This window comes from Actinacidiphila acidipaludis, from assembly GCF_019890725.1.
Classification (GTDB): Bacteria; Actinomycetota; Actinomycetes; order Streptomycetales; family Streptomycetaceae; genus Actinacidiphila; species Actinacidiphila acidipaludis.
In genome coordinates this window covers 141,525-165,498 of sequence record NZ_JAINZZ010000008.1, presented here as the reverse complement: position 1 = coordinate 165,498, position 23,974 = coordinate 141,525, and the positions used below count along the sequence as shown (strand labels likewise).

Annotated in this window: 24 protein-coding genes; 19 read left to right on the top strand and 5 right to left on the bottom strand. The window is 72.2% G+C overall.

Translation table 11 applies throughout. The annotated features are described in order from the left end of the window. The first annotated feature begins 97 nt into the window (after positions 1-97). Complete coding sequence (locus tag K7862_RS10145; protein ID WP_222962127.1) at positions 98-2,458, top strand: GH92 family glycosyl hydrolase; 2,361 nt, start codon at positions 98-100, stop codon at positions 2,456-2,458. A gap of 205 nt (positions 2,459-2,663) precedes the next feature. Here the strand turns inward: K7862_RS10145 and K7862_RS10140 are convergent, their stop codons facing one another. Continuing rightward, positions 2,664-3,308 carry a DUF4291 domain-containing protein gene (locus K7862_RS10140; protein WP_222962126.1) on the bottom strand — a complete coding sequence of 215 codons (645 nt, stop codon included), beginning with the start codon at positions 3,306-3,308 and terminating at the stop codon, positions 2,664-2,666. Positions 3,309-3,633: 325 nt separating this feature from the next. Between K7862_RS10140 and K7862_RS10135 the strand changes: the two genes are divergently transcribed. After that, positions 3,634-4,131 (top strand): hypothetical protein, encoded by a 498-nt coding sequence (locus K7862_RS10135; RefSeq protein WP_222962125.1) that lies wholly within the window; start codon positions 3,634-3,636, stop codon positions 4,129-4,131. Between the two features lie 211 nt (positions 4,132-4,342). Next, positions 4,343-5,104 carry a class F sortase gene (locus tag K7862_RS10130; RefSeq protein ID WP_222962124.1) on the top strand — a complete coding sequence of 254 codons (762 nt, stop codon included), beginning with the start codon at positions 4,343-4,345 and terminating at the stop codon, positions 5,102-5,104. Positions 5,105-5,162: 58 nt separating this feature from the next. Here K7862_RS10130 and K7862_RS10125 read toward each other — a convergent pair whose 3' ends face one another. Beyond that, positions 5,163-5,753 carry a potassium channel family protein gene (locus K7862_RS10125; protein ID WP_222962123.1) on the bottom strand — a complete coding sequence of 197 codons (591 nt, stop codon included), beginning with the start codon at positions 5,751-5,753 and terminating at the stop codon, positions 5,163-5,165. A gap of 308 nt (positions 5,754-6,061) precedes the next feature. Between K7862_RS10125 and K7862_RS10120 the strand changes: the two genes are divergently transcribed. Continuing rightward, positions 6,062-7,213 (top strand): FUSC family protein, encoded by a 1,152-nt coding sequence (locus K7862_RS10120; RefSeq protein ID WP_222962122.1) that lies wholly within the window; start codon positions 6,062-6,064, stop codon positions 7,211-7,213. 150 nt (positions 7,214-7,363) lie between these two features. Beyond that, positions 7,364-7,498, top strand: a complete 135-nt coding sequence (locus K7862_RS37445; protein ID WP_262412919.1) for a hypothetical protein — start codon at positions 7,364-7,366, stop codon at positions 7,496-7,498. A gap of 18 nt (positions 7,499-7,516) precedes the next feature. Here K7862_RS37445 and K7862_RS10115 read toward each other — a convergent pair whose 3' ends face one another. Beyond that, positions 7,517-8,593 (bottom strand): Gfo/Idh/MocA family protein, encoded by a 1,077-nt coding sequence (locus K7862_RS10115; RefSeq protein ID WP_222962121.1) that lies wholly within the window; start codon positions 8,591-8,593, stop codon positions 7,517-7,519. Positions 8,594-8,906: 313 nt separating this feature from the next. Between K7862_RS10115 and K7862_RS10110 the strand changes: the two genes are divergently transcribed. The 12 genes from K7862_RS10110 to K7862_RS10055 all read left to right on the top strand — a co-directional run bounded on the left by K7862_RS10110 (position 8,907) and on the right by K7862_RS10055 (position 20,576). Continuing rightward, positions 8,907-9,950 carry a sugar ABC transporter substrate-binding protein gene (locus tag K7862_RS10110; RefSeq protein ID WP_372461545.1) on the top strand — a complete coding sequence of 348 codons (1,044 nt, stop codon included), beginning with the start codon at positions 8,907-8,909 and terminating at the stop codon, positions 9,948-9,950. Then, on the top strand, positions 9,947-10,993 hold the full coding sequence (locus K7862_RS10105) for an ABC transporter permease (protein WP_222962119.1): 1,047 nt from the start codon (positions 9,947-9,949) through the stop codon (positions 10,991-10,993). Before K7862_RS10110 ends, K7862_RS10105 begins: the two co-directional genes overlap by 4 nt. After that, entirely contained in the window at positions 10,990-11,862 is an 873-nt protein-coding gene (locus K7862_RS10100) for an ATP-binding cassette domain-containing protein (protein ID WP_222962118.1), read from the top strand. The genes K7862_RS10105 and K7862_RS10100 overlap by 4 nt, the downstream gene beginning before the upstream one ends. Continuing rightward, the gene (locus K7862_RS10095; RefSeq protein ID WP_222962117.1) at positions 11,859-13,007 is read left to right on the top strand and encodes an ROK family glucokinase; all 1,149 of its coding nucleotides are present in this window, start codon (positions 11,859-11,861) and stop codon (positions 13,005-13,007) included. Before K7862_RS10100 ends, K7862_RS10095 begins: the two co-directional genes overlap by 4 nt. Next, the gene (locus K7862_RS10090) at positions 13,004-13,756 is read left to right on the top strand and encodes a hypothetical protein (RefSeq protein WP_262412918.1); all 753 of its coding nucleotides are present in this window, start codon (positions 13,004-13,006) and stop codon (positions 13,754-13,756) included. The genes K7862_RS10095 and K7862_RS10090 overlap by 4 nt, the downstream gene beginning before the upstream one ends. A gap of 48 nt (positions 13,757-13,804) precedes the next feature. Continuing rightward, the gene (pcaDC, locus tag K7862_RS10085) at positions 13,805-15,133 is read left to right on the top strand and encodes a bifunctional 3-oxoadipate enol-lactonase/4-carboxymuconolactone decarboxylase PcaDC (RefSeq protein WP_262412917.1); all 1,329 of its coding nucleotides are present in this window, start codon (positions 13,805-13,807) and stop codon (positions 15,131-15,133) included. A 94-nt stretch (positions 15,134-15,227) separates the two neighbouring features. Continuing rightward, positions 15,228-15,854 (top strand): MBL fold metallo-hydrolase, encoded by a 627-nt coding sequence (locus tag K7862_RS10080; RefSeq protein ID WP_222962116.1) that lies wholly within the window; start codon positions 15,228-15,230, stop codon positions 15,852-15,854. Between the two features lie 48 nt (positions 15,855-15,902). Next, entirely contained in the window at positions 15,903-16,682 is a 780-nt protein-coding gene (locus K7862_RS10075; protein WP_222962115.1) for an exodeoxyribonuclease III, read from the top strand. An 89-nt stretch (positions 16,683-16,771) separates the two neighbouring features. Beyond that, a complete protein-coding gene (locus tag K7862_RS10070; protein ID WP_222962114.1) occupies positions 16,772-17,215 on the top strand; it encodes a DUF6278 family protein in 444 nt (147 codons plus the stop codon). 234 nt (positions 17,216-17,449) lie between these two features. Beyond that, positions 17,450-17,701 (top strand): TfoX/Sxy family DNA transformation protein, encoded by a 252-nt coding sequence (locus K7862_RS10065; RefSeq protein ID WP_222962113.1) that lies wholly within the window; start codon positions 17,450-17,452, stop codon positions 17,699-17,701. Positions 17,702-17,710: 9 nt separating this feature from the next. Beyond that, a complete protein-coding gene (locus K7862_RS10060; protein WP_372461544.1) occupies positions 17,711-18,466 on the top strand; it encodes an amino acid ABC transporter ATP-binding protein in 756 nt (251 codons plus the stop codon). Between the two features lie 220 nt (positions 18,467-18,686). After that, positions 18,687-20,576: a transketolase gene (locus K7862_RS10055; RefSeq protein WP_222962112.1), complete on the top strand. Its 1,890-nt coding sequence runs from the start codon at positions 18,687-18,689 to the stop codon at positions 20,574-20,576. Positions 20,577-20,740: 164 nt separating this feature from the next. On the opposite strand, the gene K7862_RS10050 is transcribed toward K7862_RS10055, so the two are convergent. Next, the gene (locus K7862_RS10050) at positions 20,741-21,145 is read right to left on the bottom strand and encodes a DUF6479 family protein (protein WP_222962111.1); all 405 of its coding nucleotides are present in this window, start codon (positions 21,143-21,145) and stop codon (positions 20,741-20,743) included. 321 nt (positions 21,146-21,466) lie between these two features. On the opposite strand from K7862_RS10050, the gene K7862_RS10045 reads away from it, so the two are divergent. Then, complete coding sequence (locus K7862_RS10045; RefSeq protein ID WP_222962183.1) at positions 21,467-22,351, top strand: SGNH/GDSL hydrolase family protein; 885 nt, start codon at positions 21,467-21,469, stop codon at positions 22,349-22,351. A gap of 62 nt (positions 22,352-22,413) precedes the next feature. After that, positions 22,414-23,169 carry a ZIP family metal transporter gene (locus tag K7862_RS10040; RefSeq protein WP_222962110.1) on the top strand — a complete coding sequence of 252 codons (756 nt, stop codon included), beginning with the start codon at positions 22,414-22,416 and terminating at the stop codon, positions 23,167-23,169. On the opposite strand, the gene K7862_RS10035 is transcribed toward K7862_RS10040, so the two are convergent. Continuing rightward, positions 23,135-23,896 (bottom strand): hypothetical protein, encoded by a 762-nt coding sequence (locus tag K7862_RS10035; RefSeq protein WP_222962109.1) that lies wholly within the window; start codon positions 23,894-23,896, stop codon positions 23,135-23,137. The genes K7862_RS10040 and K7862_RS10035 overlap by 35 nt on opposite strands. Between the last annotated feature and the right edge of the window lie 78 nt (positions 23,897-23,974).

The window sequence follows — 23,974 nt, the reverse complement described above, 5'->3', positions numbered from 1 at the left end:
CACCACTCCTGTGGGACCAGTGGGTTGACGGTACAGCGCCAACCAGCAAGGATCGAGCACGCGAGGAGTGACAACGTTGTCGCACGAAAGGATCCCGATGAGAGCCTTGAAACGCGTGTGCGCCGCCCTGGCGCTCGCCACAACGGTCACGGTGACCACTGCCCTTTCCGGCGGGGTCGCCAACGCGGCCGACGCGCCGAAGTTCGCCAAGGACCCGACGACGCTGGTCGACACCTCGATCGGCAACAACGGCGACGGAACCACGTTCCCGGGGGCCGCGGTCCCCTTCGGCATGGTCCAGTTGAGCCCGGACACGCAGCTGAACCAGTACGCGTCCTACGACTACAGCCAGAACAACATCCTCGGCTTCAGCATGACCCACCTGTCGGGCGTCGGCTGTCAGACCATGGGCAACTTCCGGTTCATGCCGACCACCGGTGCCGTCACGTCGTCGGACCCGGCGCAGTACGGCGCGAAGTTCAGCCACGACAACGAGACCCGCGCGCCGGGCTATTACGGCGTGAAGTTCGACAACGGCATCCAGAGCGAGTTGAGCGCGACCGAACGGACCGGTCAGCAGCGGTACACCTACCCCGCGGGATCGGGCCCGGAGAACGTCCTCATCGAGGTGGGTCAGAGCAACGGCAGCACCTACGCCGGTGACGTCCACGTGGTTGGCGACGACACCGTCGAAGGCTGGCTCCAGGGAGGCAACTTCTGCGGCGAGACCGGCAAGGAGCGCTACCGGATCTTCTTCAGCGCCAGGTTCGACCGGAAGTTCGCGAACTTCGGCACCTGGACCGACAACACCCTCACTCCGAACCAGCGTGACGCGTCGCGCGGCAGCCGGCGCGCCGGCGCCTGGGTGACATTCGACCCGTCCAAGGGCGGCCAGGTAGGCGCGTCGGTCGGCCTGTCCTACACCTCGATCGACGGCGCGCGCCTCAACCGGACGGCCGAGCAGCCGAAGTCGTTCGACAAGGCCCGCGAGGCCGCGCACACGTCGTGGCAGGACGAGCTGAACCGCATGCGGGTGGCCGGCGGCAGCACCGCCGACCAGCGCACGTACTACACCGCGCTCTACCACTCGCTGCTGGACCCGGCGATCGGGTCGGACGTCGACAACCGTTACCGCGGCTTCGACGACGCGGTGCACCAGGCGGATTCGACGTACTACCAGATGTTCTCGCTGTGGGACACCTACCGTTCGCAGAACCAGCTCGTGGATCTGCTGGAACCCGGCCGGGCCGCCGACATGGCCAAGTCCGTGCTGCACATCTACCAGGACGGCGGCTGGCTGCCGCGCTGGGCGCTCGCCAACAGCGAGACCAACGTGATGAGCGGTGACCCGATCACGCCGTGGATCGTCGACATCTACAACCGCGGTCTGCTCGACGCCGGGACGGCCAACCAGCTCTTCGACGCGCTGTGGAAGAACGTCAACGAGGTCCCCGCCGACCAGTCCGTCTTCCGCGGCCGCGACGGCAACCCGTCGTACGTCCAGAACGGCTGGGTGGCCTACCAGAACCTGCCCGGCTACACCTACGGCGACAGCCGGCAGGCGGGTTCGGCCACGCTCGAGTACGCACTCGCCGACTGCGCGCTGTCCACGATGGCGAAGAGCCTCGGCCGGCAGGACAAGGCCGCGGCACTCGCCTCGCGCTGCGACAACTTCACCAAGCTCTGGGACCCCAGCGTGACGTCGCAGGGCTTCACCGGGTTCCCGGTCGCGCGGAACGCCGACGGTTCGGTCGCCGGCAACCCCGATCCCACGCAGACAGCGCCGTTCCACGAGGGCACCGCGTGGCAGTACCAGTGGCTCGCCCAGCAGGACCCGCAGACCCTCTTCGGGCTCATGGGCGGCCAGGCGCAGGCCGAGCAGCGGCTCGACAAGTTCTTCGACATGCCGACCGTGCTCACCGACCCGGCGAAGGCCGCGTCGGACTCCTGGGTGACCGGGGCCTACGACTACCACAACAACTTCGCCTTCAACCCCAACAACGAGCCCGACTTCAGCGCGCCGTGGATGTACACGTGGACGGGCGCGCCATGGAAGACCTCGGCCGTGCTGCGCGCGCTGCGGACGCTCTTCACCGACAACGTCTACGGCATGCCCGGCAACGACGACCTCGGCGCCACGTCGTCGCTGCTCGTCTTCGCCATGGCCGGCATCTTCGAGGCCCAGCCCGGCTCGGCCACCTATGTGGTCAGCGCGCCCATGTTCGACAAGGTCGAGATCCGTCCGGCGCACGGGCACAAGATCACGATCGAGGCGCCGGGCGCTGACGCGTCGAAGCTGCAGTATGTGTCGTCCGTGAGCACGCACAAGGGGGCGCTGAACCAGAGCTGGATCTCCCATGAGGACCTGCTGCGGTCCGGCACCATCAAGATCGACCTCTCGGCGCAGCCGACGAGTTGGGGCGTGAACGCCGCCCCGCCGGCCCTGTCCCAGGACTGAGCCCCGCGGTGCGGCCCCTCACGTCACGCGGGGGGCCGCACCGAGGCAGGGCTCGCGCCACGCGGGGTGGGCCGACCGTCACGGCTTCCCGAGGGGGGCTGACGATCTCCGACGCCCAGCCGTCCGCGGTCGTCCTGTGCAGCCCTCCGCCGAAGAGGCCGGCGATACGGACTCTGGTTCCGGCTGCTCCTGGCGGACGCGCCCCTCACTCAGCGCGACCAAGGCCGTTGACGTAAACGGCATTCTCTTCCGCGGGGGCCGGGCGGAGGTGGTCGAGTAGGCCGGGGGGTGTCGGGTAAGGGGGTTCGGTGGGGAGGAGAGTGCGGGCCTCGTCGAGGTGGCCGGCGCGGACCAGGGCGTGGATCTGGTGCGCGAGGGGCGTGACGTCCCTGATGGCGACGGTCCACTCGTCCGCGTAGCGACCCGCGACCGAGCCGCCGAGACCGAGTTGGAGTGAGCGGTGCGGCAACGCCCGCTGGTGGAGGTCGTGTTCGGGATCCCACTGGACGCGGGCCGGAGCGGTCTTCATCTCGCGTCGCCAGGCAGCCTGATCGGGGTGGAAACCGCGTGCGTAGTGCGAGAGGCAGGCATGGCCCAGGGCCCATGCGAAGCCGTCGCGGGTGATCTCCACGGCCAGCACCGTCTCCTGGTCATCCTTGGTGCCCCACCCGCAGCGGTACATCATCCACAGGAACGACGGCTTGATCCACGTCATCCGGTCGCGCTTCCAGGCGTCCGGGAAGCGGCCGTCGCGGGCCGCCGGGATGCCGAGGGCGGGGGAGTAGGCCTGGTAGACCGTGACGGTCGTGGCGGTGTGGGCGGCGCGGATCGCGTACGTCGGTTCTGGCACGGTTCCAGCCTGCCGTCCCGGCGCGACGTCGCGCGAACGAATTCGCCTGCACGCCCCGGGCGATCGTGCCGACGACCACCGTGTCGGGGACTTCGACAGCACACGGACCCATGGGGTGTCCAGGACATAGACGTATATTTTCTACTGGTCCCCCTATCGGTTGATACAGAACACTCTTCCGCGCGGGAAACTGCTGCGCAGAGGCCGGCGAGCCACGCCGGCTCCTGGCGCATGAGGAGGAGCGATGTCCGCAGAGAGGACGGCAGGACAACCGACGAGAGGGGCACCCCGCAGGGGGAAAGCGACGGCGGGCGCGTCGGTTGCCGTGGCGGCCGTCGCCCTGACGCTGGCGGTGGCCGGTCCGGCCCAGGCCGGCGGCGGCAGTTCAGGAGGGGCGACGCCGTTCACCGGCCGGTCGGAGGGCGGGAGCCTGATCCTGAAGGACGGTGACATCGTCGCGTGCGCCGGTGTCGGCGTCCTTCAGATCGTCCAGCGCGACGGCGTCATCCGCGGCACGGGCAGTGCCGGCACGACCTTCACCACGCCCGCCGGAACCAAGGTCGTGACGGTGACCAAAGGGACCGTGAAGGTGACCGTCCAGGGGATCACCGCCCGGGTCACCTGCGGCAGCCAGGGATTCCCGACCACCTCGGCGTTCGTGCCCAGCAGCAGTCTGAAGGGCGGAGTGGACGCAGGCTCCGGCGGTGCGCCGGCCGCCGTGAACACCGGTGAACTCGTCACCGGAGGCGCGCTGGTGGCCACCGGCGTCCTCGGCGTGGCCATGCTGCGCCGCCGGCGTACGACCGTCGGCAGCGGCATCTGACGCGCGCCGGTACGTGGCCACGTCGCCCGTGGCCGCGTCACCCGAGGGCACGACGCCCACGGCCGTGGGGTGCCTTCGCCCACCCGCACCCCGCGCCCCACGGCCGCTACGGCCCGACCGCACCGCCCCACGGCCCCACGGCCCCACGGCCCCACGGCCCCACGGTCGGCAGTCGCACGGACATGACCCACGGACCCGGGGAGGTCACCGCATGAGGCACCACCGGCCGCTGACGCGCGCCGCGGTGACCCTGGCGACGGTGATCGCCCTCGGCGCCGGCGGCTGGACGATCGCGGACGGCCTCCGCTCCCGGACCCCGCCCGCGCCCTCCGCGGCCGACGCGCTCCCGGTGACGCCGAGTTCCCTGCGGCCGGCCGCCACGCCGCCGAACTCCGTGACGCCCGGGCCCGTACCGTCAGCAGTCTCCGCACCCCCGAACTCCGCGGCACCCCCCACCCGAACCGCCACCGGCACCTCGGCCACCACCCCCACCCAGAGCGCGGTCGCCATGCCCTCCTCGCCCCCCGTCCGCATCCGGATCCCCCGCCTCGGCGTCGACTCCCCGGTCATGCGCCTGGACGCGGACGCCGCCGGGCACCTGGCCGTACCGCCGCAGAGCGACGCCAACATGGTCGGCTGGTACGAGGGCGGCCCCAGCCCGGGCTCGGCCGGGAACGCGATCATGGACGGCCACGTGGACACCCGCCGGGGCCCTGCCGTCTTCTACGGCCTGGGCGCGCTCCACAAGGGCGCTGCCGTTCTGGTCACCCGCGCCGACCGGACCGTGGCCGAGTTCACCGTGTACGCCGTCGAGGTCTACGCCAAGTCGGCCTTCCCCGACCAGCGGGTGTACGGTCCCACCCGCGACCCGGAACTGCGCCTCCTCACCTGCGGGGGCGTCTACACCAAGGCCACCGGTTACCAGGCCAATGTCGTCGTCTACGCCCGTCTGCTCACCGGGCGTCAGCCGTAGGACGCGATCCCAGAACCGTCGGTGGTCCCGCGGCGACGACGATCGCGGGGCCCCGGCGTCAGGGGTCCTTCCCCGGTCCTCCCCCCGGTCCTCCCTCCGACCCTCCCCCCGACATCCGCTGCACGCCGATCTGCACGGCGCCCACGAGCAGTTTGGCGATCACGCCCACCACCGCCAGGCCGCCGAGCATCTGGATCATGACGAGCACCCGGGCCGTGGTCGTCTTCGCCGTGATGTCGCCGAACCCGACCGTCGCGAAGACGGTGATGGTGAAGTACAGGGCGTCCGTGCGGCTCAGCGGCTGCGTGAACGAGCCGGGGTGACCGTCCTCCAGCACGAAGTACGCCCCGGAGAACAGCAGCAGGAACACCGGCACCAGGACCATGACGGCCTCGATCTGGCGCAGGTGCGGGTGCTCCGAGTGGGTGATGGAGTACACCTGCCAGGCGACGGCCGCCGCGAACAGCACGAAGCCGAGGACGAACCAGCCGGCCTTGCCCACCTTCAGGGGATTGTCCAGCGGCAGCGTGTAGTACAGGACCAGCAGCACGATCGGGGTGACGACCGCCCGCAGCAGCGTACGGAGCAGCAGTCGCCGCCGACGGCGCGGTTCCATCGCGGCGTACGCGTGGGTGGCGTCGGCGCTCATGGCAGCAGGTCCTCCGTCGGTGCGGCGCCGTTCCGCGGCGGTGCCGTCCCCTTTCCCCCGTTATAGGTCCGCTCCGGGCCGGGCGCCAGCGCGTGCGGCGTCCCGTCGGCAGGTCCGGATCGGACGGACGGCCTCGGGGCCGGTTCTCCGCGGACGCGCCCGCGCCCCGAATGGCTGCGCCGTACGACTGGTGAACGCCCCGCCTTCCACCGACCCCCCTGCGGGTCGGATCGCCGGGCCTTCGGCCGGACCGCAGAATGCGTTGGGAGGGGAGCGGCAAGCACGGACCGACGCGAGCGAGGACGGCCATGGCCACGGTGGACGGACGGGCGGGACGGCCCGCCGACCGGGGGAAACCGGCGCGATGGCGGGCGGTGACGGTCGCCTGGCTGTCCAAGGTGTTCGCGCTGAACCCGGCGGGACTGAACTGGCCGCGCGCGATCGCCCTCCTGGACGTGGCGCTGGTGCCGCTCGTCGTCTTCTGGGCGATCGGTCACGAGGTGTACCTGCTCAGCGCGTTGTTCGCGCTGCTCTTCGCGGTGCTGGCCGACCCCGGCGGCGGTTTCGGGAACCGTGCCGCGCACATCGCCGGCTTCGGGCTCGCCGGCGCGGGGATGACCGCGCTGGGATTCGGTGTCGGCGGGGAGGCGTGGGGCTGGCTGACGCTCACGGCGTTCGTGGTCACGCTGGCGTGCGGCCTGGCGGTGGCCTTCGGGGTGCGACGGTTCGTCATGGCTCTGCTGCTGAACGTCTGGCTCGTCGTCGCCTTCGGGGTGGCGTCCGGCTTCCAGAGCAACGCCCGCGTCACCAGCTACACCTGGGCGCAGGTCGCGACCTGGGCCGGGGGAACGGCGCTGTGGATCGCGGTGGCGTTCCTGGCGTGGCTGGTGCGCGGCCGCCACGACCGGCCCCAGCCCATCGCGGAACTGCCCGGGGACACCGCGCCGCGGAAGCTGACGCCGCAGATCACCACGTTCGCGGTGATGCGTGCCGTGGCGCTCGCCGGGGCCGTCGCACTGGCCTTCGGGCTGAACCTGTCGCACGGCTACTGGATGCCGATCGCGGCGATCGTCGCGATGAAGCCGAGCCTGGGGCAGTCGACGCTGGTGGGCGCGCAGCGGCTCTCCGGAGCGGTCATCGGGGCGGTGGCGGCGGGACTGCTGCTTCTGATTCCGGCCAGCGTCCACGGCCTGCGGCTCTTCGCGGTCTCGCGCGGGCTCGAAGTCGTCGCGCTCGTCCTGTTCGTCCACGGGGTGGCCACGCGCTTTGTGAACTACGCGCTGTACTGCGCGGCCATCGCCGGTGGCGTCCTCATCCTGGTGGACATCCTCCAGCCGACCGACTACGCCGCCGAGGGCTACCGGATGCTGTGGACGCTCTGCGGGGTGGGGATCGGCCTGGCCACCCTGCTGCTCGCGGGCCTGGTGGCGAAGCGGCGGAGTGCCCGCGCGGCGAAGTAGAGGCTGTGCGGGTCGTCCGCCTGGGGGCCGTGCGCCGGGTGCCGCCGGAGATCCGCGGGGGCGGCCGATGCCGTCGGCCTTCGTGATCAGGCCGCCCGGGTACGGGAGATGCGGTGGATCGCGATGCGTTGGCGGGGGGCGATCCGGCGGGTGTCCAGGAACGACGTGTTCATCCATCCCCTGAACGGTCACCCGACAGCCGACGGCATGGTCACCGAGGTCGACCGGGAGCTTGAGCGGCTCCGGCGCGAGGTCCAGGACCTCGCAGTGGCACTGCGGGACTGACCGAACGAGGCCGCTCCCTCACACCACCACCCCGTTCGGCTCGGACGCGCAGGCCTGCGCCGCGGCCTCCACCTCGGCGACGGTCACGGGCCGGCGCTCGTGCCGGGACAGCTCGCACGCCTCGGCCACCAGCAGGGCCCGCAGCGCCTCCCGGCCCTCGCAGGGATTGGGCAGCTCGCTGCGGGCGACGCGCAGGAAGACGTCCAGTTCGGCCCGGTAGGCGGGCGCGAACCGCTCCAGGAACCCGGACCAGCGCGTCCCCGCCCCGGCGCCCTGCCCGGCGCCCCGCCCGGCGTCCCCGGCCGCCACGTCCGCCGGCTCGAGCGAACTCAGCGGTGCCCGCGGCCCCACGCCCACCACCACTTGGTCGGCGGTCCCCGCGAGCTCCATCCGGACGTCGTACCCCGCCGCGTGGTAGCGGGTCGCGGTCGCGGTGGCCAGCACGCCGCCCTCCAGGGTGAGCAGCGCGGCAGCGGTGTCCGCGTCGCCGGCCGCACGGAAGAATTCCTCGCCCTCGTTGCTGCCGGTCGCGTACACCTCGGTGACCTCGCGACCGGTGACCCAGCGCAGGAGGTCGAAGTCGTGGATCAGGCAGTCCCGGTAGAGGCCGCCGGACAGCGGGACGTAGGCGGGCGGCGGCGGTGCGGGGTCGGAGCTGACGGTGCGCACGGTGTGCAGCCGCCCCACCCGGCCCGCCCGCAGGGCCTCGCGGGCGGCGGCGTAGCCGGCGTCGAAGCGCCGCTGGAAGCCGATCTGCAGCAGCGCGCCGGTCTGGGTGACCGTGTCCAGCGCCGAGACCGTGCGGGCCAGGTCCACGGCCACCGGCTTCTCGCAGAAGGCGGGGACGCCCGCCCGCGCGGCCCGGGCGATCAGTCCGGCGTGGGCCGCGGTCGTGGAGGCGATCACGACGGCGTCGGGGCGGCGCGCGAACAGGTCGTCCACCGGGAGCGCGGTCGCGCCCCGGGCCGCCGCCACCTCCCGGGCCCGGCCGGGATCGGCGTCGGCGACCATCAGCTCGGTGACGTCCGGGTGCGCCGCCAGCGTCCCGGCGTGGAAGGCGCCGATCCGCCCGGCGCCCAGAAGTCCGATCCGCATACCTGCTCCTGCCGTGAGGGAGAAGGAGACGTGACGAGGGTGCGCATCCCAACCTCCCGCGCCGTCACGCGCCCTGTCAAAACCCTTTGTCCTGATATGGGGTGTTTATGAGGTGCTTCGCACATCATGCCCTGCCGTCCCCCGCCGAACGAGGCGGACGCCGGTCCGCGCCCGGAAACCGGCCTCGTCCAGGCCGGAGGACAGGGCACGCGCCCCCTTGACGGATACTGGGGCCGCCGGGAAGGTCACTCGCAGCACTTCGATGCACAGCGTTCCCGGCTGCACCACGGACAGGACGGAAAGGCAGGGCCACGTGGCGAAGGCAAGGGCGGGACGGCGGAGGAACTCCACCCCCGGACGGGTACTCGGCGTACTCTGCGTGGTCGTGGCCACAGCCCTGGGAGCGAGCGCGCTCGCCGGGTGCAGCAGCACCGGCGGCAAGCGCGCCGAGGACCGGGCCAAGCAGCTCGCGGCCAACGGGTCCGGGGTGAACACCCCGCGCTGGACGTTCGCCATGGTCACCCACTCCGGGGCGGGCGACACCTTCTGGGACATCGTCCAGAGCGGCGCCAAGCAGGCCGCGGCCAAGGACAACATCAAGTTCCTGTACTCCAACAGCGACCAGGGCGACCAGCAGGCCCAGCTCGTGCAGGCCGCCATCGACCAGCACGTCGACGGGCTGGTGGTCACGCTCGCCAAGCCGGACGCGATGAAGGCCGTGGTGGCCAAGGCCGAGAAGGCCGGCATACCCGTGATCACCATCAACTCCGGGTCCGAGGAGTCCAAGCAGTTCGGGGCGCTCACCCACATCGGCCAGGACGAGACGGTGGCCGGCAACGCGGTCGGCGACGAGCTGAACAAGCGGCACAAGCAGCACGCGCTGTGCGTGCTCCACGAGCAGGGGAACGTCGGGCACGAGCAGCGCTGCGCCGGGGCCAAGTCCACGTTCAGCGGCCGGATGGACAACCTGTACGTCAACGGCACCAACATGCCGGACGTGCAGTCCGCGATCCAGGCGAAGCTGCAGTCCGACAAGTCCATCGACTCCGTCGTCACCCTCGGCGCGCCCTTCGCCGCCACCGCCGCCAAGGCCAAGCAGGAGGCCGGGTCCAAGGCGGAGATCGACACCTTCGACCTCAACGCCCAGGTGGCCACCGAGCTCAAGGACGGCACGATCGGCTTCGCCGTCGACCAGCAGCCGTACCTCCAGGGCTACGAGGCCGTCGACCTGCTGTGGCTGTACCGCTACAACGGCGACAGCCTCGGCGGCGGCAAGCCGGTGCTGACCGGCCCGCAGATCGTCACCAAGGACGACGCCGACGCGCTGCTGTCCTACACGAAGCGGGGGACGCGGTGACCGTCCTCGCCCCGGCCGCCGAGCGGTCCGACGAACGGCTCGCCCCCCGCTCCCTGACCCGGCGCCTGATCGGGCGGCCGGAGCTGGGCGCGGTGGTGGGCGCCGCCGCGGTCTTCGTCTTCTTCTCCGTCGTCGCCGACTCGTTCCTGCAGGCGTCCAGTCTCGGCACCGTGCTCTACGCGTCGTCCACCATCGGGATCATGGCGGTGCCGGTGGCGCTGCTGATGATCGGCGGCGAGTTCGACCTGTCCGCCGGTGTGATGGTGACCAGTTCGGCGCTGATCTCGTCGATGTTCAGCTACCAGATGACCGCGAACACCTGGGTCGGCGTGGGCGTCTCGCTGCTGGTCACCCTGGCCTTCGGCGCCTTCAACGGGCTCATGCTGGTGCGCACCAAGCTGCCGAGCTTCATCATCACGCTCGGCACCTTCCTGATGCTCACCGGCCTGAACCTGGGCCTGACCAAGCTGATCAGCGGCACGGTGTCGACGAAGTCGATCGGCGACATGCAGGGCTTCCCCACCGCGCGGGACGTCTTCGCCTCGCACTGGACGATCGGCTCGGTCGACCTGCAGGTGACCATCCTGTGGTGGATCGGCCTGGTCGCGGTCGCCACCTGGGTGCTGCTGCGCACCCGGGTCGGCAACTGGATCTTCGCGGCGGGCGGCAACCCGGACGCGGCCCGCGCGGTGGGCGTCCCGGTGGCGGGCACCAAGGTGGGCCTCTACATGGCCGTCGCCTTCTGCGCGTGGATCTCCGGGCAGCACCTGCTGTTCTCGTTCGACGTCGTGCAGTCCGGCGAGGGCGTGGGCAACGAGTTCCTGTACATCATCGCGGCGGTCATCGGCGGCTGCCTGATGACCGGCGGCTACGGCAGCGCGATCGGCTCGGCGGTCGGCGCGTTCATCTTCGGCATGACCAGCAAGGGCATCGTCTACGCCCAGTGGAACCCGGACTGGTTCAAGTTCTTCCTCGGGGCGATGCTGCTGCTCGCCACCCTGCTCAACGCCTGGGTCCGCAGGCGCGCGGAGGCCCGCACATGACCGACACCACCATCTCCGGCGGCGAGGCCGCCACCGTGCCCGGCCCGCGTACACCGCTGGTGGCGCTGACCGACGTCGCCAAGTCGTACGGCAGCGTGCGGGCGCTGCACGGCGTCTCGCTGGACGTGCACGCCGGTGAGATCACCTGCGTGCTGGGCGACAACGGCGCGGGCAAGTCGACCCTCATCAAGATCATCGCCGGGCTGCACCCGCACGACGCCGGCACGTACGCCGTCGAGGGCGAGGAGGTGCGGCACGCCTCGCCGCGCGAGGCCCTCGACCGGGGGATCGCCACCGTCTACCAGGACCTGGCGGTCGTGCCGCTCATGCCGGTGTGGCGGAACTTCTTCCTGGGCTCGGAGCCGACCAAGGGCCGTGGGCCGCTGCGCCGCCTTGACGTGGCCGCCATGCGCGCGACCACCCACCAGGCGCTGCTGCGCATGGGCATCGACCTGCGGGACGTCGACCAGCCGATCGGCACGCTCTCCGGCGGTGAGCGGCAGTGCGTGGCCATCGCCCGGGCCGTGCACTTCGGCGCCAAGGTGCTGGTGCTCGACGAGCCGACGGCCGCGCTGGGCGTCAAGCAGTCCGGTGTGGTGCTCAAGTACGTGGCGGCGGCCCGCGACGCGGGCCTCGGTGTGGTGCTCATCACACACAACCCGCACCACGCCTACCTCGTGGGGGATCGTTTCGTCCTCCTCAAGCGTGGCGCGATGTCCGGCAGCCACCTCAAGGAGGACATTACGCTGGACGAGCTGACCCGGGAGATGGCCGGGGGCAGCGAGCTGGACGAGCTGACGCACGAACTGAGCCGCACACCGGCTGCCACCGACCCGGCGGCCGCCGCCGATCCGGAGACCACCGCTTGAGTGCCAATCGTGAACGTGTTTACCGCGGCGGTGCCGCCCGTGCCACCGTGTGGCGCAACGTCAGCGGCGCGGACCGCCGCGAGCGGCGCTCGCACCTGACCGCGCCCCGGGTGCCGACCGTCGGCATCGACATCGGGGGCACCAAGGTGATGGCCGGCGTCGTCGACGCCGACGGCAACATCCTGGAGCAGCTGCGCACCGAGACGCCGGACAAGTCCAAGAGCCCCAAGGTCGTCGAGGACACCATCGTCGAGCTGGTGCTGGACCTGTCCGAGCGGCACGACGTCCACGCGGTCGGCATCGGCGCCGCCGGCTGGGTGGACGCCGACCGGTCGCGGGTGCTGTTCGCCCCGCACCTGGCGTGGCGCGACGAGCCCCTGCGCGACCGGCTGTCCGAGCGGCTGCTCGTGCCGGTGATGGTCGACAACGACGCGAACACCGCCGCCTGGGCCGAGTGGCGCTTCGGCGCGGCCCGCGGCGAGCCCGACCTGGTGATGATCACCCTGGGCACCGGCATCGGCGGCGCCATCCTGGAGGACGGCCACGTCAAGCGCGGCCGCTACGGGGTGGCCGGCGAGTTCGGCCACATGCAGGTGGTGCCCGGCGGGCACCGCTGCCCGTGCGGCAACCGCGGCTGCTGGGAGCAGTACAGCTCCGGGAACGCCCTGGTCAGGGAGGCCCGCGAGCTGGCCGCCGCGGACTCCCCGGTGGCCTACGGGATCATCGACCGGGTCGGCGGCAACATCCGCGACATCACCGGCCCGCTGATCACCGAGCTGGCCCGGCAGGGCGACGCCATGTGCGTCGAGCTGTTCCAGGACATCGGGCAGTGGCTGGGCGTCGGCATCGCCAACCTCGCCGCCGCGCTCGACCCGTCCTGCTTCGTCATCGGCGGAGGCGTCAGCGCCGCCGACGACCTGCTCATCGGCCCGGCACGCGACGCCTTCCGCCGCACCCTCACCGGCCGCGGCTACCGGCCGGAGGCGCGGATCGTGAAGGCCGAGCTCGGGCCGGAGGCCGGCATGGTCGGCGCCGCCGACCTGGCCCGGCTGGTCGCCCGGCGCTTCCGCCGGACGAACCGGCGCCGGGTCGAGCGCTACGAGCGGTACGGGCGGGTCTACGGGCGGCAGGCGGCCGACTCGTGACGACGACCCCGGAGGAGCGCAGCCCCGAGCAGCGCACACCCGAGGTGCTCACCCCCGAGCAGCGCACGGCGGAACCCGTCGTGGCCGAGGTCCGCACTCCGGAGCCGCCGCCCGCGGACGCGCGCACCCCGGCGCCGCGGCAGAAGGGACCGCGCCGTGAGCGGGCCGGGGGAGCCACCGCCGCGGCGCCTCTCCCGGGCAGTGCCCGGCCGCCGCGCGAACTGCCGCGCTGGCTGCGCTGGACGGTCCTGCCGCTGCTCGTCCTGGTCCCGCTCGGGTATGTGATCATCTCGGCCCAGCAGAGCCGGGAGAGCGGCGAGAGCAAGCAGTTGGAGGCCGCCGCGCGGCACCTGACGTTCGGGTACTACCCGAGCTCCCTGCAGCAGCGCATCTACCAGGTGCCGATCCCCTACGGCGCCGCGCACGTCGGCTACCTGGAGACCAACTCCTGGTCCACCAGCGTGCTGTACGTGCAGTTCACCACGACCGCGGGCGGCCTCGACACCTTCCTGGCGAAGGTCGGCACCAGCCGCGCGGCGCTGCGCTCCGGGTCGTCGGAGATCAGCAGGTCCCAGGCCCGCGAGGCCTCCTGGACGTTCTCCGGCCCCGGCCCCTGGTCGGGGACGAGCATGCACAAGAACGGCGACAAGCCCGACCACGCCATCAGCGTCGACCTGCACGACCCGGACGCGCCCACGGTCTACGTGGTCTCCACCGTCAACTTCCGGTACGGCTTCCGGGACAGCTGACCCACCCGTCTGTTGTGTCCGGCCGATCCCTCGGTAGCGTGTGGGGCGATGAGCGAGACGACCGATATGACTGCTGCCGGGTCCGGTACGTACGCCACCTCGTACGACGACCGTCACGACACGTACGACGACCGTGACGATCAGCACCTGCCGCCACTGCAGTACCGCTTCGACGGCCCCGACGACGCACCGGTGCTGGTCCTCGGGCCGGCCCTGGGCGCGACCTGGCACATGTGGGACCGCCAGCTGCCGATCCTCGCGGGCGCCTGGCGGGTCCTGCGCTACGAACTGCCCGGCCACGGCGGCGCGCCCGCCGAACCCGCCGCCTCCGTCGACGACCTCGCGCGACGGCTGCTGGCCGTCCTCGACGACGAGGGCATCGACCGATTCGGGTACGCCGGCTGCGGCCTGGGCGCCGCGGTCGGCGCCCGGCTGGCGCTGCTGCGGCCCGACCGGGTCGCGGCCCTCGCCCTGGTCTCGGCCGCCGCCCGCTACGCCACCGCCGACACCTGGCGGCAGCGCGGCGTGGTGGTCCGCGCCAACGGGCTGGAGCGGACCGCGCAGGGCACACCGGAACGCTGGTTCACCGGCGCCTTCCTGGCCACCCAGCCGGCCATCACCGACTGGGCGGTGCAGATGGTCGCCACCACGGACGCCGCCTGCTACGTCGCGGCCTGCGAGGCGCTGGCCGCGTTCGACATCCGCGAGGCGCTCGGCGGCATCACCGTGCCGACACTCGTGGTCGCCGGCGCCGACGACGTGGAGACCCCGCCGGCCGACGCTCGGCTGCTGGTCGCCGGGATCCCGGACGCGCGTCTTGCCGTCGTCCCCGCGACGGGTCACCTGGCGCCCGTCGAGGAGCCCGTCGCCGTCGGCGACCTGCTCGCACGGCACTTCGAGAGCACCTGGGACCGCACGCTCCCGTCGGCGCCGTTCGCCCCGGCCCCGCCGCCCGTCCCGCCGCGGGTGCCCGCCCAGCCGGCCGCCGTGCCCCCGCCGCCCGACCGCTACGCCGAGGGTCTGCGGATCCGCCGCGAGCTGGTCGGCGACGCGGAGGTGGACGCCGCGATCGCCCGCGCCGAGCCGTTCGGCGCCGGCTTCGACGCCTTCGCCACCCGGATCGGCTGGGGCGAGGTGTGGACCAGGCCCGGCCTGGACCGGCGCACCCGCAGCTTCCTCAGCCTGACCGCCCTCACCGCGCTCGGCCGGCTCGGCGAACTCGCCGACCACACGCGCGCGGCCCTGCGCAACGGCCTCACCCCCGCCGAGATAGAGGAGACGCTGCTGCACACCGCCGTGTTCTGCGGGCTGCCCGCGGCGCAGGCGGCGGTGGAGGCGGCGCGCCCGGTGATCCAGCAGGAGACCGCGGGCGGGTGACGCGCCGGGGCCGGCGGCGCGGGAGCCCCACCGCGAGGGGGCCGGCGGCCGGGCGGGGCGGCAGGCGTCACACAGGCGTAGCAAGATGGTCGGCATGAAGCTGACCAAGAAACGGCACGCCTGTGTGCGGCTGGAGAAGGACGGGCAGACGCTCGTCATCGACCCCGGCACCTTCAGCGAGGAGGACGCGGCGGTCGGCGCCGACGTCATCCTCGTCACCCACGAGCACCTGGACCACTTCAACGAGGACCGGCTGCGCGCCGGGCTCGAGGCCAACCCGGGCGCCGAGCTGTGGACGCTGGCGAGCGTCGCCGACCAGGTGTCCGCGGCCTTCCCCGGCCGGGTGCACACCGTCGGCGAGGGCGACGCGTTCACCGCCGCCGGGTTCGAGGTGCAGGTCTACGGCCAGCTGCACGCCGTGATCCACCCCGAGATCCCGCGGATCACCAACGTCGGCTATCTGATCGACCGGTCGGTGTTCCACCCCGGGGACGCGCTGACCGTGCCCGGCGTGGCCGTCGACACCCTGCTGCTGCCGGTGATGGCACCGTGGAACAAGCTCTCCGAGATCGTCGAGTACGTCCGGGAGGTCGCCCCGGTGCGGGCCCTCGACGTGCACGACGCGCTGCTGACCGACCTCGCCCGGCCCATCTACGACCACCTGGTCGGCGAGCTCGGCGGCGCGGAACACGTGCGTCTCGCCCCCGGTGACCAGCTCTGACGCACCGCCGCACCCGGTCTGTCGGACCGAGCCGCTAGGTTGAGAAACATGCGCATCGCGACCTGGAACATCAACTCCGTCACCGTCCGGCTGCCCCGGCTGCTCGCCTGGCTGGAGAGCACGGGCACGGACGTCCTGTGCCTGCAGGAGACCAAGTGCACCCTGGAGCAGTTCCCGCACGACGAACTGCGCGCCCTGGGGTACGAGGCCGCCGTCAACGCCAACGGGCGGTGGAACGGCGTGGCCCTGGTCTCCCGTGTCGGCCTGGCGGACGTCGTGGTGGGCCTGCCCGGCGGGCCGGAGTACGAAGGCGTCCAGGAGCCCCGCGCCGTCTCCGCGACCTGCGGCCCGGTCCGGCTGTGGTCGGTGTACGTGCCCAACGGCCGTGAGATCGGCCACCCGCACTACGCCTACAAGCTGGCCTGGCTGGAGGCGCTGCGGGTGGCCGCCGCGGACGACGCCGCCGGGAGCAGGCCGTTCGCGATCCTCGGCGACTACAACGTCGCGCCCACCGACGAGGACGTCTTCGACACGTCCTTCTTCGAGGGCCAGACCCACGTCACCGCCCCCGAGCGCGACGCCCTGGCCGCCCTGCGCAAGACCGGTCTCGAGGACGTGGTGCCGCGCCCGCTGAAGTACGACCGCCCGTACACCTACTGGGACTACCGCCAGCTCAGCTTCCCCAAGAACCGCGGCATGCGCATCGACCTGGTCTACGGCAACAGCCCCTTCGCCAAGGCCGTGTCGGACGCCTACGTGGACCGCGAGGAGCGCAAGGGCAAGGGTGCTTCGGACCACGCGCCGGTCGTCGTCGACCTCGACGTCTGAGGGCCGCCTCCGCGGTCACGGCCGGGTGCGCGTGACGGGTCCCGCGCGCCTGTGGTCGGCGGGCACCCCCGGGTGCGACGCTGAACGGTATGGACATCCCCTTTCTCGGCAGATGGCGTGAGCGGCACACGATGCCGAGCGGGATCGCCGTGTCGGGCGCGGGCGGTGATCACGACCCGGCCGCGGTCGCCGAACTCCTCGGCGAGTGCGAGCTGCTCCGGGTCCGCGCGTCCCACCACGGCGTCGAACTCGACAACTCCGCGGCCTCGTTGACCGCCCTCGACCAGCTGGTGCCGAGCTGGCGGGACGACCCGGACGTGATGAGCTGGCTCGGCAACGACGCCGGGCTCTACCTGGGCACGGTGATCGTGCGCACCGTGCCCGGCGCCGCCTGGCAGGTCTGGCCCAACGGCCACCCGGTCGTCAGCCTGTCCTCCGGCCGCCGCCTCGACACCGTCGCCCTCGGCCACACCTGGGCCGAGACGGGCAGCCCGGAGCTCTCACAGGTCCACGCCGAGGCCTCAGAGGACTGAGTGCCCAAAGGACTGACGCACGACCTCCCGGAGTGGCCGGCTGATCGAGCGAGAACGAGGAGGCACATCGTGTGTCACGGAGGCCCGGCGGGTCCGGCGGGGGTGACGCGTGGTCATCTTGCCGGGGGACGGCCATGGGCGTGTCCGCGCTGGTTCGCCCGGCGCACCGGCGCAACCGTGCATCATGGCGCCGAGCGCACTCCTCACTCGACAGCTTGACTCTGGAGGCTCGACGTGGACTCCCTTCAGCAGCTTCCGAACATCGGGGCGGTGCTGGCCGAACGGCTGCGCCGCGCAGGCGTCGGGGACGCGGGCGAACTGCGCCGCCTCGGCTCCGGGCGGGCATTCGAGAAGATCCGGCCCGAACTGCCGGAAGACGCCTGCACCCACACCCTGCTCGCGCTGGAAGGCGCCCTGCGCGGCATGCGCTGGACCGCCATCCCGCAGACCGAGCGTGACACGCTCGTCAACCGCGTGCTCGGCTGACCCGGCGCCGTGCCCATATCCCGCTCGGCCGAGCCGCTCATCGAACTCACCGGAGTGAGCAAGCGCTTCGGCAGTGTTCCCGTGCTCCAGGACATCGACCTGAGCGTGGGCCGCGGTGAGGTCGTGGTGGTCATCGGGCCGTCGGGCGCCGGGAAGTCCACGCTGTGCCGGGCCATCAACGGGCTGGAGACGATCGACTCCGGCACCGTCACCATCGACGGCCGACCGCTGCCCGCCGAGGGCCGCGAGCTCGCCCGGCTGCGCGCCGAGGTCGGCATGGTCTTCCAGTCCTTCAACCTGTTCGCCCACCACACCGTGCTGGGGAACGTCACCCTCGCGCCCCGCCGGATCCGCGGCCACCACCAGGACGAGGCCGAGCGCGCGGCCCGGGAGCTGCTGGACCGCGTCGGTGTCGTCGGTCAGGCCGACAAGTATCCGCGGGAGCTGTCCGGCGGCCAGCAGCAGCGTGTCGCCATCGCCCGTGCGCTGGCGATGAACCCCAAGGCGATGCTCTTCGACGAGCCGACCTCCGCGCTCGACCCGGAGATGATCAACGAGGTGCTGGAGGTCATGCGGCAGCTCGCCGCCGAGGGCATGACCATGGTGGTGGTCACGCACGAGATGGGCTTCGCCCGCTCGGCGGCCGACCGGGTCGTGTTCATGGCCGACGGCCGGATCGTCGAGGACCGGCCGCCCGGCGAGTTCTTCTCCGGGCCGCACAGCCCCCGGGCCCGCGACTTCCTGGCGAAGGTCCTCCACCACTGACCGGGCACCACTGACCGGGCACGACTGCCCCGCAACGACTGCCCCGGCACGACTGACATGGCACCCCTGACGCCGCACGACTGACGTGCGGAGTACCGGCACGGAACCCTTCCGTGCGGCCGTGTCCCGTTTGTCCGCTGCCCGCTCGGGAAGCCGCCCAAAGGAGACGTATGCCGGACCCCGGGCCCGACGCCAGCCGAGCGAACGGAGAACTGCCCTTATGAACAGCACGGCCACTCAGGACCGCGTCCTCAACGACGCCGAGATCGCCGAGCTCGCCCAGCAACTGCGGGTCGACGCGGTGCGCGCCGCGGCGGCCGCCGGCTCCGGCCACCCGACCTCCTCGATGTCCGCCGCCGAGCTCATCGCCGTCCTGCTCGCCCGCCATCTGCACTACGACTTCGACGATCCGAAGAACCCCGGCAACGACCACCTCATCCTCTCCAAGGGCCACGCCTCACCGCTGCTGTACGCGGCGTACGTGGCGGCCGGCGCCGTCACGGAGGAGGAGCTGCTGACCACCTACCGCAAGTTCGGCAGCCGGCTGGAGGGCCACCCGACGCCCAAGCTGCCGTGGGTGGACGTCGCCACCGGTTCGCTGGGACAGGGTCTGCCCATCGGCGCAGGCGTCGCCCTGAGCGCCAAGCGCCTGGACGACCTGCCCTTCCGCACCTGGGTGCTGTGCGGCGACAGCGAGCTCGCCGAGGGGTCGATCTGGGAAGCGTTCGAGATGGCGGGCGTCGAGGGACTGGACAACCTCACCGCCATCCTCGACATCAACCGCCTCGGCCAGCGCGGCCCCACCCGGCACGGCTGGGACCTGGACGCCTACGCGCGCCGGATCGAGGCGTTCGGCTGGCACGTAGAGGAGATCGACGGCCACGACGTGGCCGCCGTCGACGAGGCGATGAAGACCGCCCGCCGCACCCGCGGCAAGCCGACGGCGATCATCGCCCGCACCCGCAAGGGCCGCGGGGTGGCCGCGGTCGAGGACCAGGAGGGCTTCCACGGCAAGCCGCTGCCGGACGCCGACGCGGCCGTGAGCGAACTGGGCGGCGTCCGCCATCTGCGGGTCCACGTCCAGCCGCCGGAGCAGACGCCCCGCAGGCAGTTCGGCGGCGACCCGACGGCCCAGCTCCCGCGGTACGACCTGGGCGACCAGGTGGCCACCCGCAACGCCTTCGGTGACGCGCTGACCGTGCTGGGCACGCGCCGCGAGGACGTCGTGGTGCTCGACGGCGAGGTCGGCGACTCCACCAAGGCGCAGGAGTTCGCCAAGGAGCACCCCGAGCGCTACATCGAGTGCTTCATCGCCGAGCAGCAGCTGATCGCCACGGCCGTGGGCACCGGGGTCTGCGAGCGGCTGCCGTACGCGTCGACGTTCGCCGCGTTCCTGACCCGCGCGCACGACTTCCTGCGAATGGCGGCGATCAGCCGGAGCGACATCAAGGTCGTCGGCTCGCACGCCGGGGTGGCGATCGGTGAGGACGGGCCGTCCCAGATGGCCCTGGAGGACCTGGCCATGATGCGGACGCTGCACGGCAGCACCGTGCTGTATCCGTGCGACGCCAACCAGACCGCCAGGCTCGTCACGGCTCTCGCCGGGAGTCCGGGGATCGGCTACCTGCGCACCACGCGCGGCGCGACCCCGGTGATCTACGGTCCCGACGAGGAGTTCCCGGTCGGCGGCTGCAAGGTGCTGCGGTCGTCCCCCGAGGACCAGGTGACCCTGATCGGCGCCGGTGTGACGCTGCACGAGGCACTCGCCGCTGCCGACCAGCTCGTCGCCGACGGGACGCGGGCCCGGGTGATCGACCTGTACTCGGTCAAGCCTGTCGACGCCCAGGAGCTGCGGGCCGCCGCCGAGACCACCGGCCGGTTCGTCGTCGTGGAGGACCACCACCCCGAGGGCGGCCTCGCGGACGCTGTGCTGGAGAGCTTCTGCAACGGTCACCCGATGCCGCTGTTGACGCGGCTGGCCGTGCACACCATGCCCGGCTCGGCCACCCCCGACCAGCAGCTCCACGCCGCCGGCATCAACGCCGACGCCATCGCGGCCGCGGCCCGCAAGCTGGTGAACACGCCGCTGACCACCGTCAGCTCCCGGTGACCGGTGACCGGTGACGGGTGACCGGTGACGGGCACGTGTCCGGGCGTCCCCGCCCGGACACGCAGCCGGCCGGCCCGGACACACGAGGGCGCCCCCTCCCGCGACTCGCGGGAGGGGGCGCCCTCCGTGGGGGGATCCGTTCTGCCGGGATCCGGTGGGAACTCTCAGTCCCAGTTGGCGCCGCTGTGACGGCGGCGCGTGGTGCGCGTGCGGCCCTGGCGGACACCGAAGGGGCTGATCTCGTGCGGCAGGCGCCTGCGGCCGTCCTGGGGCATGTCGTCGGGGATCGGCTGGCGCTCCTCGTGGCTGCGCGGGCCCTCCTCCTGGTGACCCGGACCGTGGTCGGAGACCTCACCGTCGGCCAGCGGTGGCTCGTTCGGAGCCTGCCAGGCGCCGGATCGGGCCCTCTTTCCGCGTGGCACCGGGGGTTCACCCGCGATACGCCGGCGGCCGAACCAGACGGCCGCGATCAGCACGGCCACGATGCAGAGGCCGATGATCAGCGGCGCCAGACCGGCCCAGGGCGCGCCGGCCGCGAGCTGCACGGCGTGGTGGTCGTAAACGGACATTTTCGGCACCTCCTCATTGGGTGGATGCCCGGTAATCGACCTTCGACACGGAAGTCACTAAGGAAAACCACGTGCGGGTGCACACCGGCGGACTGTCCGGTAGCATCCCGCGGTCCTACCCATTGACACCCCGCACGCCGCGCCCCGAGCCTTGATCCTCATCGGCCGCCGCGACCGGCGCGCCGCAGAGCACACACGTGGGGAACAGGGGAGGGCCCGATGGCCGCAGGCAGCAGCACCGGCATGCGCCGTGCACAGGGGGGCGGGGACAGTGCGGGGGACGAGGGGGCCAGGCAGCCGTCCGGCAGACGCGCCGCGGCGATGGGGGCCGCGGCGCTCGGCGGCGCCCTCGCCCTGACCGCCGCGGTGGTCAGCCCGGCCGCCGCGACCGCGCCCGCGGGCCACGGGCACGGCGCGCAGACCCGCTATGTCGCGCTCGGCGACTCCTACACCTCGGGTCCCGCGATACCCACCCAGGTCGACGCGAACTGCGCGCGGTCCGACCACAACTACCCGTCGCTGACGGCCGCGGCCGACGACGTGACGGACTTCACCGACGTCAGCTGCGGTGGCGCGACCACCGCGGAGATGTGGAAGCCGCAGGGCACGAACGGGCCGCAGCTCGACGCCCTGGGCCACGACACCACCCTGGTCACGCTGCAGATCGGCGGCAACGACATCGGGTTCGGCTCGATCATCGCGACCTGCGCCGGGCTGACCGCGACCAACCCGCTGGGCAGCCCCTGCAAGGACCACTTCGGCACCGGCGGGATCGACCAGCTCACGCTGAACGTCCTGAAGACCGCGCCGAAGGTCTCCGACGTGCTGCACGCCATCCACCAGCGGTCGCCGCGCGCCCGTGTCGTGGTGGTCGGCTACCCGGACCTGCTGCCCGACAACGGGGTGCCGTGCACCTCGGCGGTCGTGCCGTTCGCCGTCGGCGACTTCGCCTACCTGCGGGACACCGAGAAGAAGCTCAACGCCATGCTGCGGGTCGAAGCGCTGCTGCACGGCGACGAGTACGTCGACACCTACACGCCCACCATCGGCCACGACATGTGCAAGGCGCCCGGCGAGCGCTGGATCGAGCCGCTGGTGCCGGCCGCCCCCGCAGCGCCCGCGCACCCCAACGCGCTCGGCGAGCAGGCCATGGCGCAGGCGCTGCTGGACCGGGTCGACGGGCACGGGCGCGGTCACCGCGTGTGAAGTCATAGGGGGTAAGGCGACCCTGAGTAGCGAGCGCGCGCGGCGTCATGGATCATGTCCCCATGCCGGTCCTGATAGCCGCGTGCGCCTTCGCGATGACCCTCGTCGGCGGCGTAGTCGCACAACACATCGGTGACCGCCGCCATCTCGTGCTCGGTCTCGCCGCCGGCCTCATGCTCGGCGTGGTCGGCTTCGACCTGCTTCCGGAGGCGCTCCACAACCAGCGCCACGACGTGTTCGGGGTGCCGGCCGCCCTGCTGATGTTCGTCGCCGGCTTCCTGGCCCTGCACATCGTCGAGCGCTCGGTCGCCATCCACCGCGCCCACGAGGGCGAGTACGCCTCGCACACCCACGTCCACGGCCACGCCCACGACCCGGTCAAGGGCATCGGGCTGGCCGCGGCCGGCGCGCTGGTCGGCCACAGCGTCATGGACGGTTTCGCGATCGGCGCCGCGTTCCAGGCCGGCGACACCGTCGGGATCGTGGTGGCCATCGCGGTCGTCGCGCACGACTTCGCGGACGGCTTCAACACCTACACGATCATGCGGCTGTACGGGAACGAACGACGCCGGGCGCAACTGCTGCTCGGCGCCGACGCGCTGGCCCCGGTGGTGGGCGCGGCGATCACCCTCGGCTTCACCATCCCGTCCGGGGTGCTCGGCCTCTACCTCGGCTTCTTCGCCGGTTTCCTGCTCTACCTGGCCACGTCGGACATCCTGCCCGAGGCGCACAGCCCGCATCCGTCGCGCACCACGCTGATCTTCACCGTGGCCGGGGCGCTGATCATGTGGCTGGTGATCGGTCTCGCTGACTCCTGATCTTCGGCGTGCCGGTGGCCGCCTTGGTCACGTCGGCGACCAGTTCGACCACGTCGGAGCCGTAGGCCTGGGAGTTCACCACTCGCAGCAGCAGGCAGAAGGTGCCGTCCACGCCGTACTTGCGGGCCAGCCGGACGTGGTGGCGGGCCAGGTAGCGGACCGCGGCCTGGTTGGCGATGCCGCGCTGGCCCGAGGACAGGAAGACCGGCCGGTCGTTGCCGGTGTCGCCGGCGGACGCCAGCCGGGCGAGCAGCACGTACTCCACGGCGCCCTTCTCCAGCCGGTAGGTGTCCCCGCCGACGGTGATGGCGCCCTGGTCCGGCCCGCTCGCGGTGTCGGTGTTGATCTCGAGGCCGGGGAGCATCGAGCGCAGGTGCGCGGCCAGCCGCAGATTCGCGGCAGGGCCGCCGATGCAGAACTCGGTGCGGGCGCCGAAGCCCTGCCAGGCGGTGTCGTGCGCCAGGACCTCCGCGTGCGCGCCGCACTCCTTGATCACCGCGGCCAGCTCCAGCAGGGCGAAGGCGTCGTGCCGGGCCAGGCTCCAGCCGCGGACACCCGGGTCGCGCGGCACGACCAGCAGGCACTCGGACTCCTTGGGCAGCCCGAAGAACCGCTGCTTGCGGTCCAGCCGGCGCCGCCACACCCAGCTGCGCAGGAACCAGCCGGCGGCCGCGCCGATGACCAGGGCCGCGAGGGCCAGCACGAGGTTGCGCAGATCGTCGCTCATGGCGCGGCATCGTAGCGGTGTTCGACCGCGGCGTCGCCACCGCATGTTGACGCGTGCCTGACGATACGGGTGCGACGA